Below are 12,192 nucleotides of genomic sequence, written 5' to 3'. Positions count from 1 at the left end.
AAAAATATCATTAATAAATATGTGGATTTATGAATAATCAAAATTGTTTGAGGCAAGCGACTCTAAACCGTAGTTTGCTGGGATATATGAGAATTAGAGAGTGTGTGTCGAGCTGACAGCCGCCCTACACGAACATAGACCATTTTCAGAAGCATCCTAAGTTTTCTATCTTAAAGCATGTATCTGTCTTGTGGGGGATATCTTCACGCTATATACATACAACGGAACAATCCTGTCTGGTTTTCTTCTGTGATCAACCAACAGTTCTGTCGCCAGGTAGTATGATTAATAACGAGGGCGGGATAAAAAAGAACGGCAGGATCGAAAAGTTCCCGCCGTTTTTTTTGTTTATTGTTCCCAGGATTTGATCAGGTCATCGTATGAAACCGTTTCACCCTGTGGCTTCTCATTAGCCAGTTTTGCTTTTGGTGCACCGGGTTTATTCAACCAGACAGCCGGATCTACTTCAGGATTCAGCTTTGGACCACATTCGCCCTGAACATTCGCCCGCTGCAAACGCATCATCACCTTATCCTGTGCCGCTGCCAATCCATCAAGTGCCGCCTGAGGTGATTTTTCCCCATTGGCCGCTTCAGCAATATATTGCCACCATAACTGTGCCAGTTTCGGATAATCTGGCACATTGGTACCGGTTGGTGTCCACTGCACACGCGCTGGGCTACGGTAAAATTCCACCAGGCCACCCAGCTTCGGAGCCGCTTTGGCCATTTGTTCCGAAACGATATCAGACTCGCGAATAGGCGTTAGACCAATCAATGTTTTCTTCAGTGACACAGTTTTTGATACGGTAAATTGAGCATACAACCAGGCAGCCAAACGGCGATCAACCGGCGTCGACTTCATAAATGTCCATGAACCGGTATCCTGATAACCAAGTTTCATACCTGGCTCCCAATATGGCCCTTTAGGTGATGGAGCCATACGCCATTTTGGCGTACCGTCTTCATTGACCACCGGCAATCCTGGTTTGGTCATATCTGCAGTAAATGCGGTATACCAGAATATTTGTTGAGCGATATTGCCCTGCGCCGGAACCGGACCGGATTCAGAAAAAGTCATCCCCTGAGCTTCCGGAGGAGCATATTTGCGTAACCAATCCACGTACTTGGTCGTTGCAAAAACAGCCGCCGGACCGTTGGTCGCACCGCCCCGGGAAACACTCGAACCGACTGGACGACAACCTTCAACCCGAATACCCCACTCGTCTACCGGTAAACCGTTAGGTAGCCCTTTATCACCTGCACCTGCCATGGAGAACCAGGCATCAGTAAAACGCCATCCCAGTGAGGGGTCTTTTTTTCCATAATCCATGTGGCCATAAACACGCTGACCATCAATCGTTTTAACATGATCGGTGAAAAACTCTGCGATATCCTCATAGGCCGACCAATTTTTTGGGACACCCAGTTCATACCCATACAACTCCCTGAATTGTTTCTTCAGGTCCGGTCGGTTGAACCAGTCATAACGGAACCAGTACAAATTGGCAAATTGCTGGTCTGGCAACTGATATATTTTTCCATCGGGCGCGGTGGTGAAAGACAGACCAATGAAATCGTTCAGATCGAGCGTGGGTAAGGTATAATCTTTACCATCCCCTTTAATCATGTCCGAAATGGGAACGACCTTGCCATAACGAAAGTGAGTACCGATCAAATCCGAATCGTTTACGTAACCATCGTAAATATTCCGACCCGACTGCATCTGGGTTTGTAATTTCTCTACGACATCCCCTTCTTGAATTAAATCATGAGTGATCTTGATACCGGTGATTTCGGTAAATGCCTTGGCCAGTACCTTGGATTCATATTCATGGGTGGTAATCGTCTCAGATGCAACATTAATTTCCATTCCTCGGAATTTTTGCGCGGCTTTGGTAAACCAGGCCATTTCCTGTAATTGTTGCTCTCTTGTAAGAGTCGAATCAGTGAATTCACTATCCACCCACTTCTTCGCTGCATCACTGTATTGATCCGCCCAGGAAAGAGTACTGACTCCCATTGCGAGGGTTATCGCAACGGTTAGCAGGCTCTTTGTTTTATAATGGTTGTCCATAATCTGCCTCATTGTTCTTATTAGTGGATGTATCCCTACGCCGTTACTCCATACTTTGAGAGTCGTGGCAACGCACAACGTCAATCAAAATTCTAAGGGGCCTCTGAAAAATAGGAATAGTGTTGATGCAGGCGAGGAAGTACCACTCGCAACACCGCAATTTACTGACGTAAACGAGGATGTGAGACGGGGCCTGACAACGTCCTACACGAAAATAAGCCATTTTTCAGAGGTTCTCTAAATCTGGTATGCGGTCACCCCCAGCGCATCACAATGGCCATCCAGACAACAGAAATAACCGTTGCCGGCCACAGAGCCGTTTCTGTCAACAGTAACCAAACAAGATGAATATATGCACTGCTCAACAAACCAATGAACAGCCTGTCGCCACGGCTGGTCTTAAGTGGCAGAAAACCTCTTCGTTCTATGCTGGGTGACGCAAATTCCCATACGGTCATTGCAGTCAGTATCAATGCTATTGCCGTAAAAAAAACGGCCGTTGGCAATGTCCAGGCCATCCAGTTCATAATCTTACCCTCGCTTATACCCGGCCAAGGGCGAACCCTTTAGCCACATGATTGCGGACAAACCAGATCACTAACATACCTGGCAAAATGGTCAACACACCTGCAGCAGCCAGGACCCCCCAATCAATCCCGGAAGCCGAAACCGTACGGGTCATCACTGCAGCAATAGGCTTGGCATCCACAGCTGTCAACGTTCTCGCCAACAACAGCTCCACCCATGAAAACATAAAGCAGAAAAATGCCGTGACACCAATACCAGAACGAATCATAGGGATAAAAATCTTGATAAAGAATTTTGGAAAACTGTAGCCATCAATATATGCGGTCTCGTCTATTTCTCTGGGAACACCACTCATAAAACCCTCCAATATCCATACCGCCAACGGCACGTTGAACAGACAATGCGCCAGTGCCACGGCAATGTGGGTATCAAACAGCCCAACCGATGAATACAACTGAAAAAATGGCAGCAGAAATACCGCCGGCGGTGCCATACGGTTGGACAGCAACCAGAAAAACATGTGCTTGTCACCGATAAATTTATAGCGGCTGAAAGCATATGCGGCCGGCAATGCCACAACCACACTCAAAACCATATTTAAGGATACGTAGTAAATGGAATTAACATAACCGAGATACCAGCTCGGGTCAGTGAAGATTTTAATGTAATTGGCGAAAGTAAAGTGCTGTGGAAAAACACTTAGCCCGCCCAGAATTTCTTCGTTGGTTTTGAATGACATATTCAATAACCAATAGATAGGAATCAGCACAAAGGCGATATACGCAAGCAGTCCTATTCTGGATTTCTGTATCATAATGCGTCGTCCTGAACGGTTTCGGATATTACTCTGTATTGAGCGTTCACTGTGATTTACACTGACAGTTTGTTGTGACATCACACACTCCTATTTATCGTCTCTGCTGATTGTCATGATGGTGGTGTAAAACAGCCAGCACATCAGCAGGATGATCAGAAAATAGATCAACGAAAACGCCGCCGCTGGACCCAGATCAAACTGACCAACCGCCATCTTGGTTAACGACTGACTCAGGAAAGTAGTGGCATTGCCAGGACCACCACCCGTCAAAACAAATGGTTCGGTGTAGATCATGAATGAATCCATGAATCTCAGTAGCACACCAATTATCAATACGTTCGTCAGCTTTGGCAGTTGAATGTACCGGAATACCGCCCAACGTGATGCACGGTCAATACGGGCAGCCTGATAATACACTTCCGGAATGGCACGCAACCCCGAGTAACACAACAACGCGATCAGTGATGTCCAGTGCCAGACATCCATCAACAAAACAGTTAGCCAGGCATCTACTGGATCACCGGCATAGTTGTAATCCAAACCGATATGATTGAGCGTCCAGCCGAACAGACCGATGTCCTCACGGCCGAAAATCTGCCAGATCGTTCCCACCACATTCCAGGGAATTAGTAAGGGAATGGCAATCAGAATCAGCGCTGCCGAAGAACACCGACCACCGGAAGGCATGACCAATGCAACCGCAATCCCCAATGGCACTTCAATCGCGAGCACCGCCAGGGAATAGATAAATTGACGCAGCAGTGCCTCATGCAACCGCGTATCGAGGAGGATCTGCCGGAACCATTCCGTGCCCACGAAATAACGGGTGTTCTGATCAAAAATATCCTGTACAGAATAATTCACTACAGTCATCAACGGGATAATGGCCGAGAATGCGACAATCAGAAACACCGGTAAAACCAGTAACCAGGCTTTATTGTTTTCAACCTTGTTCATGATGCTTCCTCCAGCAAAAACTCATCGACATACACCTTCAGCCATTGCTCCGGAAAGCTGATATAAGCCTGACCGTGCGGTACCTTCTGGTCTTCCTGCAAACGCGCCTTCATGTCCACACCATCAAGCACAAAGGTCATGATTTTGTAGGTGCCGAGATCTTCGACATATTTGACCTCTGCAACATAGGCATCATCATTAGGTTCATCCCAGACATGGACAAATTCCGGTCGTATTCCCACTTTGAGATTTTCACAATTAATGAATTCAGGACGAGAGAGCAGTTGTTCTGACAACGCGATACGGGTTTGACCGAAACATACTCCACCTTCACACTTTTCCACGCTTACCAGATTCATACCGGGACTGCCGATAAAAAAGCCGACAAAGGTATGGTTGGGACTTTCAAACAACTGCCTTGGCGTTCCAAACTGCACAATCTGACCGTTGTACATCACGGCGATTTTGTCCGCGAAGGTAGAAGCCTCCAACTGATCGTGAGTCACGTAAACCATCGTGATATTGAACTGCTCATGGATCTGCTTGAGTTTACGGCGCAACTTCCATTTTAAATGAGGGTCGATCACGGTCAGTGGCTCATCAAACAGAATGGCAGAGACGTCATCACGTACCAGCCCGCGTCCCATGGAAACCTTTTGTTTTTCATCCGCACTAAGGCCTTTGGCCTTTTTATTCAACAGCGGTGTCAGTTCCAGAATATTGGCGATTTCATGCACTTTGCTTTTGATTTTATGTTCGGCGATTTTCACATTGCGCAGAGGGAATGCGAGATTATCGAATACAGTCATAGTGTCGTAGACGACCGGAAACTGAAATACCTGGGCGATATTTCGCTGTTCCGGCGTCATATGATTAACCACCTGACCATCAAACATGATTTCCCCATTTGAGGGGGCCAGCAGTCCGGAAATAATATTCAGCATGGTGCTCTTGCCACACCCGGATGGACCCAATAGTGCGAACGCCCCCCCCTGCTCCCAGATATGATCCATTTGCCGGATTGCATAATCACTGTCAGATTGCGGTGCGCTGCTGTAGCTGTGTGCCAGCTGTGATAAACGGATTTCCGCCATGATTACATCCTCAACCGCTGCGATGGCGACTGTACAATACGGCCGTCCAGATCAAATGTATAAAGCTTGTGGGTGGGAAAATAGACATTCAAATCATCATCCACATCATAGGCGTGAACACCGGACAGATGTAATACCAGGCTCATATAGTCATTACGTACATGCAGAAACGTCTCTGATCCGCTGATCTCCGCCAGATCCACTTTTACAGACAACTCCAGGTCATCATCATTCTGAGGCACCAGAGAAATATGCGAAGCCCGTACACCAAATCGATATTTTCCTGGCTGTAACTGGCGCAGGTCCTGGTTTAACGGAAAATGTACCTGTTCATCGAAGGACACCTCTGATTCAGTGACACAGCCACTGACCACATTAATGGGTGGTTCACTGAACATTTCTGCGGTCAGAATATCGTTAGGGTGATGATAAACATCCGCAGTCGGCCCATGCTGCAACATCCGGCCTTCATGGAGAACGGTTGTAGTGCCGCCCAACGCCAGCGCTTCATTGGGCTCTGTCGTGGCATAGATGGCAATCGTATTGCGCTCTTTGAACAACTCTCGGAGTTCCTGTCTTAACTCTTCACGCAACTTGTAATCGAGATTTACCAGTGGCTCATCGAACAACACAATGGAAGCATCTTTCACCAGTGCTCTGGCCATCGCTGTGCGCTGTTGTTGACCACCAGACAACTCCAGTGGCAGACGATCCAGATACTGTTCAATATGCAACATTTCGGCGGTCTGCTGGACACGCTGACGGATAGTGGACTCACTCAGGTTGGCCAGTCGCAATGGTGAGGCAATATTTTCGTAGACCGTCAGATTGGGATAATTGATAAACTGCTGGTAAACCATGGAAATATTACGGTCTTTCACCGGAACACCGGTCACATCCACACCATTCATAAAAATACGCCCCTCTGAAGGACGATCCAGCCCTGCAATCAAACGCATCAGTGTGGTTTTACCAGCCAGGGTACGACCAAGAAAAACATTAAAGGAACCCGGTTCAAGGGTCAGATCAACATGATCGATCCAATAGACGCCATCGACCGTTCGACTGACGTTCTGTAATTCAAAACTCATAAATAAACCCGCTATGGTTGATTCCGTTGTTATTGTTACTTTTTCGGAATTGTTCGATTCAACAGATTCGAACATTTTTAACCTGGAGCAAAGCGCGGGCCAAGCTGAATTATTCGTTCACTAAAACTTCAGAGTGTTATTAAAATCAATGAGTTAACCAGAAAAACCAATCGATTGGAGAGATATGAAAATAAAAACAAAAATGTTCAAAAACGAAAAACCTGTTGACAACTGTTCAAAACAAAAACACCATTTGAACACTTCTCTGAACAGTCAGACACAATAACAACAAGATAACTGTATTCAGATATAGCAGTCCGTTACGACAATTGGCTTATATCTAAAACCGGCCATTAGAATAAAAAACTTGGTGTTATATACGGACCAATAAAAACAGCGGGAAAACAACATGAACCGGGAACTCTCTCATCAGGAACTGATTGAGGCTTCGTGGCAACGATGTGAACATTATGGTTTGCAACATAACAGCCAGCCGACATATGGCACTCTGAATAAGGGAGACATCAGTTCGCTGCTCGACCAGCACCACACACTGATTCATACCACCCAAAAAGATGTTCTGCCGTATTACGGTCATATTCTGGCAAACTCCAAATGTCTCATTCTGCTGGCGGACCCTAATGGCCATGTATTAAGCACCTGGGGAGAACAACGCTTTCTACTGCCTCATCAAGCAGAGCTTAAGGTGGGTAACCAGTGGATGGAGTGTGGTACTGGCACCAATGCCGTTGGTACCGCCATTGCCACTGGCCAGGCGGTGCAGGTTGGCAGAGAAGAACACTTTCTACGGGCCAATCGTTACATGGTCGGTTCCGCCGCTCCTATTTTTAATACCCACAAAGAAATGATCGGCGTGCTGGATATTTCGTCGGATGCCTATCTTCCGCAAGACCACACTCTTGGCATGGTCAAACTCATGACGTTAACGGTGGAAAACCGGCTGATCTACAATGCGTTTGCCCGAGACCATTTGCTGATTACGTTTAACACCAATGTCAGCTCCCTGCACAGTCCCTGGTCCGGCCTGATTGCGATCGATGACACTGGACGGATAATTTCCGCCAACAGGCGCGCTGAAATACTACTGGCTCATAATCTTGCGCTGGTCGAAATAGAGCAGATATTTAACTGCCATCTGCATGAATTGCGATGTCAACCGGAAGGCATTCCATTGGAAGTGAATGCCATGGGCAAATACCACATTCACCTGTTGGTTCAAAAACCCAAAAACAAACCCCTCAAGGTACCGGACTTTCGTCAGCCTCAAAAGCAACCAGAGACTCAAAACAACAGCACCGAAACCAATCCTGAATTGCCACCAGATGTTGTACCATTGAACGAGCTGGAACACGGCGATCAACAAATGGCACGAATGATCAAACAGGCCAGCCGTATTATTGAAAAAGATATTCCGATACTGGTACATGGTGAAACCGGTTGCGGTAAGGAAGTCTTTGTACGGTCACTGCACTATCACTCCAGTCGCAGCAAAGGCGCACTGGTGGCCGTCAACTGCGCTGCCATTCCAGCGGATCTGGTTGAATCAGAATTGTTCGGTTACGACAAAGGGGCCTTCACCGGTGCCAACAGCAAAGGCTCCATCGGCCTGATTCGCAAAGCCCATCGGGGCACTTTATTTCTCGATGAAATAGGTGAAATGCCGGGCCATGTACAATCTCGCTTATTAAGAGTGCTGCAAGAACGGAAAGTCACACCACTGGGTTCCACAGAATCCTACCCCGTCGATATCAAACTGATTTCAGCAACCAATCGCCATCTCAAACAACAGGTGCGGGAAGGAAAGTTTCGTGAAGACCTTTACTATCGAATCTCCGGCCTCAATCTCGAATTACCAGCACTCAGGCAACGACAAGACAAACGTGCACTGATCAAATACGTTCATCAACGTCTATGTGAAATTCACAAAGAACCATTTATCCCACTAAGCCCGGACCTGCTTAATCAATTCACCGCCCACCCCTGGCCCGGAAACATCCGTCAGTTAACCAGCGTACTCAGCGTCGCACTCGCCATGGCAGATGGAGAGCAAATGGAAGACTGGCATCTACCAGACGACTTTTATGATGACCTCAACAACAGCCCAGCCTTTAACATACAAACAAATCAACCGATTAAAAACACAGAATATAAAGACGAACTGGAAACCAGGATTACAAGAATTTATCAGGAAATGAATGGCAACGTATCACAAACCGCAAAGGCCGCAGGAGTCAGCCGTAATACGGTTTATAAATATATTCGCGGCATATAAAAAACTTATGTTGGCCGGTTTGCTCATAACTGCATTGACAACGCTACCCGGCCAAAGACGCCAAAAAATAATAAAAACCTAGAGACCTCCAACTCCCAAACCAGTCACCTTCGCCATTGTCTCCGGCGTACAACCACTTGTTTGATCAGAATCAGACAGGCTTGAATCAACCGGGGAGTACCAGATCATAATTTTCTGCTTCTGAGCAATCATGGATAGCAGTGACGACAACATTGACTTTCCGGCATCAGTTTTTGAGTCAAAGGTAAATTGCCTAGTATACCATGAGCATGTCGACGGAATTTTACCCTCTACTCCCAAGTACACCATTCCTTTCGAATCAATATGATATATCTTTGGAACGACACCACTACAATGATTGTTCTCACTGCAAGATAAAGCACTGGCCGATACGGATACAAAAAGAGCAGCTGATATCATCAGCACTTTGGACAAAAAGCATTTCTGTCCAAAATCACCGCCTTATATGACAGCGAGAGGAGTTCAGGTTTGTGGGTATCCTTTTATCTTGTCCTCGTTAGGTTATTTGCTTCTGGAATCATCGGATAGGATGGGGTTGGTTTGACGCTTACCCCTATTGGTTTCCTATGGTTAAAACTCCCTCAGAATATTTAATAGTAGACCAACTTATTCCAGAATATGCGAAAGTAGAAAGTACCAATATACTAAGCAACAAGCCGATAGAAGCCTTGAAAAAAAATTTCCTCCTTTTTTTACCCGCACTGCTTAGCATTGAGTCATTAAACAAAAATACAGGAAAAAGTAAGACCCAAAATTTTCCAGATTTCTTTGCATCTACAAGCATAAGTACCCACGCAAACATCATATATAATATCGATGCAAATGCTATTATCCAGGATGTAAACATAGACGATAATATGATGAAATTTATCAATGCGTTAAGATCAGATTCCATAGTTATTCTCCACCACACATATATTCATTAGACTTACAGCCAAAGCTAGTATAACCGGTAAAGAGAGTCCAATTTGATGATGATTCAAGAGCACCAGAGAACTCAACTCCAAGTCCTCGCCCATAACTAGCTCCCGTTATATTTCCTGACTCATCAAGAGAAGCGGATACACCTACTCTGTCTGCAAAAATACCAATTTTGCCACCGCTACCAGCAACATATTGGATAGTTCCTATATTGAAATTCACAGCTCCTTTCGCTTGCATTGCAAAATTTTCTGACCCTACTGCTCTTCTAATAATCACGATGTCCATATCAAACCCTTCAGGGCTTATAGCAGGTTGAACCCGTAATGATACTGAGAAATCCAAATCCGGTAAGTTTGGCACGTCAAAACCTAGCTTGTTGAGTAACTTGTCTATATTTCTGTCCAAAATCCCCCTTTGCAGGACGGCGAGAGGAATTCAAGTTTGTAGGTGTCCTTTTTATCTTGCTCCTCGCTAGGTTATTTGCTTCCGCGATCATCGGATAGGACGGGCTTAGTTTGACGCTTATCCCTATTGGTCTTGTGTGGTTAAAATTTCCTCAGAATATTTAATAGTAGGCCAACTTATTTCAGTATTCCAGAATATATGAGAATCGTAACTATCAATATACTAAACAAAAAGCTGATAGAAGCCTTGAAAAAATTTTTTCTCCTTTTTTTACCCGCACTGCTTAGTATTGAGTCATTAAATAAAAATATGGGGAAAAATGAGACCCAAAATTTTCCAGATTCCTTTGCATCTTCGAACATAAATACCCACGCAGACATCATATATAATATCGATGCAAATGCTATTATCCAACATATAGCAAAAGACGATAATATGATGAAATTTATTAATGCGTTAAGGTCATATTCCATAGTTATTCTCTACCACAAGTTTATGGATGTCCTTTTATTTATTCTACATCAGTTTTTGAATCAAAAGTAAATTGCCTTTGTGACTTTTAGCTGACACAGAATTTTGAACACCCTCTCACTTCATTTCATTTTTGCAATCTAAATCATGGAATAATTTTTTCATATCAGAACAAATTTATGGATGTCCTTTTTATTACTAACAAGTTTATGGACGTCCTTTTTATTTTCCCCATTACCAATAGTTCCTACCACCTGATCACCGTGCCAAGCCAGTATTCACACTGGATTTTAAACTTTGTTTTTCATTGGTCATTTCTGTTTGAGATCCTAATTATCAGCGCTGCAGCTGTAAGACTTAAACAACAGCGCTCGGCCCTCCTGACAGTAAACGACCACCACTAATCTTATTGACGATAGATACAAAAAGTGCGCTCCATAGAGAAGCGTAAACAATAAACCACATCGACAACATCCAGCCGTGCGCTTGATCGATACTGATTGAGAAAGAAGCCACTTCAATCATCGCCAGCGATACGGACTGAACAACCAAAACAATAAATAAAGTAAAAATATCAGCATTTCCAACTCTGAATTTTGAGCGAACAATATTAAAAACACCCAAAATAGAAAATAGAACACACCCAATACCAATCAGCAAATCTTCTCCGCCACCCTGGCTTACCAAACTACTGACAGGCATCACTTCAGATCGCTCGTCAAGATAGAAATACAAACCGCCAAATTTATAAAACAAAAGACTCAGCAGCGTTTCGGAAAATGCTAAAAAAATAACTATAAATCTGAAATATTTCACATCAACCACCATCACCTTAAGGCATCCGAAATTGCGCCCTGATGTCCCCATGACCGCCTAGAAATTGGAGAGCCTTGAACGATCGGTAAATCTCTAACCAAAGCAGCTACCCCCGCATTATGTCCATAAGTTGCTTCCTGTAGAGTAACTGGCCGGCCAAGCGCTGTTTGAAAACTAGCAACATTTAACGCAATTAGAGATATAGCAGACTGATCATTTGCTAGAAGCCCTATTATTTGATTTCTTGTGGTTCCACTCATTGTGGACACATTCACATCCAAAAGACGAGCCGCAGTATTTATATCCATTTCCGCTAAACCGACACTGGCATCATTAGCCCCGGCTGCAATCATTGCCCACGCAGGCCCATTTTTTAAGCTAGCCCAAACGCCATGGTACTTTTCCTGAAATATGATGCTAGCCACATGCTGGGGATCTACTCCCATCGCCCTAGCAGCACTTATAATTGTATCTTTGTGCTCACTAATCAAATCAAGAGCAGCCTGCCCTTTTGTGCACCCGCAGTCGTCTCAGCACTCAACAAATGCGCCATCGCTGCGGTTCTGGCCCCATTTTCAAACTTCCCGCCACCAATCACTGAAGCTGTTCCCCCAACGACCGCTGCAACTGTGGTTCTCGCTGCAATCGCTGCAGGGGTACGGTCGTCCATATATGTCC

Annotated in this window: 12 protein-coding genes; 1 reads left to right on the top strand and 11 read right to left on the bottom strand. The window is 45.1% G+C overall.

All coding sequences use genetic code 11. From position 1 onward, the window contains the following. Positions 1-348 precede the first annotated feature (348 nt). From ACQY6I_RS08400 to ACQY6I_RS08375, 6 genes are all read right to left on the bottom strand, one after another. Positions 349-2,076, bottom strand: a complete 1,728-nt coding sequence (locus tag ACQY6I_RS08400; RefSeq protein ID WP_428241027.1) for an ABC transporter substrate-binding protein — start codon at positions 2,074-2,076, stop codon at positions 349-351. A 254-nt stretch (positions 2,077-2,330) separates the two neighbouring features. Beyond that, positions 2,331-2,603, bottom strand: coding sequence for a DUF2160 domain-containing protein (locus ACQY6I_RS08395; protein ID WP_428241026.1), 273 nt, complete (start codon positions 2,601-2,603; stop codon positions 2,331-2,333). 14 nt (positions 2,604-2,617) lie between these two features. Beyond that, positions 2,618-3,418 carry a carbohydrate ABC transporter permease gene (locus ACQY6I_RS08390; RefSeq protein ID WP_428241035.1) on the bottom strand — a complete coding sequence of 267 codons (801 nt, stop codon included), beginning with the start codon at positions 3,416-3,418 and terminating at the stop codon, positions 2,618-2,620. Between the two features lie 90 nt (positions 3,419-3,508). Then, positions 3,509-4,378, bottom strand: a complete 870-nt coding sequence (locus ACQY6I_RS08385) for a carbohydrate ABC transporter permease (RefSeq protein WP_428241025.1) — start codon at positions 4,376-4,378, stop codon at positions 3,509-3,511. Next, positions 4,375-5,472 carry an ABC transporter ATP-binding protein gene (locus tag ACQY6I_RS08380; protein ID WP_428241024.1) on the bottom strand — a complete coding sequence of 366 codons (1,098 nt, stop codon included), beginning with the start codon at positions 5,470-5,472 and terminating at the stop codon, positions 4,375-4,377. The genes ACQY6I_RS08385 and ACQY6I_RS08380 overlap by 4 nt, the downstream gene beginning before the upstream one ends. A 2-nt stretch (positions 5,473-5,474) precedes the next feature. Continuing rightward, positions 5,475-6,563: an ABC transporter ATP-binding protein gene (locus tag ACQY6I_RS08375; RefSeq protein ID WP_428241023.1), complete on the bottom strand. Its 1,089-nt coding sequence runs from the start codon at positions 6,561-6,563 to the stop codon at positions 5,475-5,477. 409 nt (positions 6,564-6,972) lie between these two features. On the opposite strand from ACQY6I_RS08375, the gene ACQY6I_RS08370 reads away from it, so the two are divergent. Next, entirely contained in the window at positions 6,973-8,856 is a 1,884-nt protein-coding gene (locus tag ACQY6I_RS08370; RefSeq protein ID WP_428241022.1) for a sigma-54-dependent Fis family transcriptional regulator, read from the top strand. 595 nt (positions 8,857-9,451) lie between these two features. On the opposite strand, the gene ACQY6I_RS08365 is transcribed toward ACQY6I_RS08370, so the two are convergent. The 5 genes from ACQY6I_RS08365 to ACQY6I_RS08345 all read right to left on the bottom strand — a co-directional run. After that, positions 9,452-9,793 (bottom strand): hypothetical protein, encoded by a 342-nt coding sequence (locus ACQY6I_RS08365; RefSeq protein WP_428241021.1) that lies wholly within the window; start codon positions 9,791-9,793, stop codon positions 9,452-9,454. Positions 9,794-9,795: 2 nt separating this feature from the next. After that, a complete protein-coding gene (locus ACQY6I_RS08360; RefSeq protein ID WP_428241020.1) occupies positions 9,796-10,227 on the bottom strand; it encodes a hypothetical protein in 432 nt (143 codons plus the stop codon). Positions 10,228-11,055: 828 nt separating this feature from the next. After that, complete coding sequence (locus ACQY6I_RS08355) at positions 11,056-11,529, bottom strand: hypothetical protein (protein WP_428241019.1); 474 nt, start codon at positions 11,527-11,529, stop codon at positions 11,056-11,058. Then, positions 11,526-12,005, bottom strand: a complete 480-nt coding sequence (locus tag ACQY6I_RS08350; RefSeq protein WP_428241018.1) for a hypothetical protein — start codon at positions 12,003-12,005, stop codon at positions 11,526-11,528. Before ACQY6I_RS08350 ends, ACQY6I_RS08355 begins: the two co-directional genes overlap by 4 nt. Continuing rightward, positions 12,002-12,192, bottom strand: a 191-nt coding sequence (locus ACQY6I_RS08345; protein WP_428241017.1) for a hypothetical protein, incomplete at its 5' end; no start/stop codon positions are given. The genes ACQY6I_RS08350 and ACQY6I_RS08345, both read right to left, overlap by 4 nt.

This window comes from Gynuella sp., assembly GCF_050297175.1.
Classification (GTDB): Bacteria; Pseudomonadota; Gammaproteobacteria; order Pseudomonadales; family Natronospirillaceae; genus Gynuella.
The sequence above is the reverse complement of the archived record's forward strand: the minus strand, read 5'-3'. Positions and strand labels throughout refer to the sequence as shown.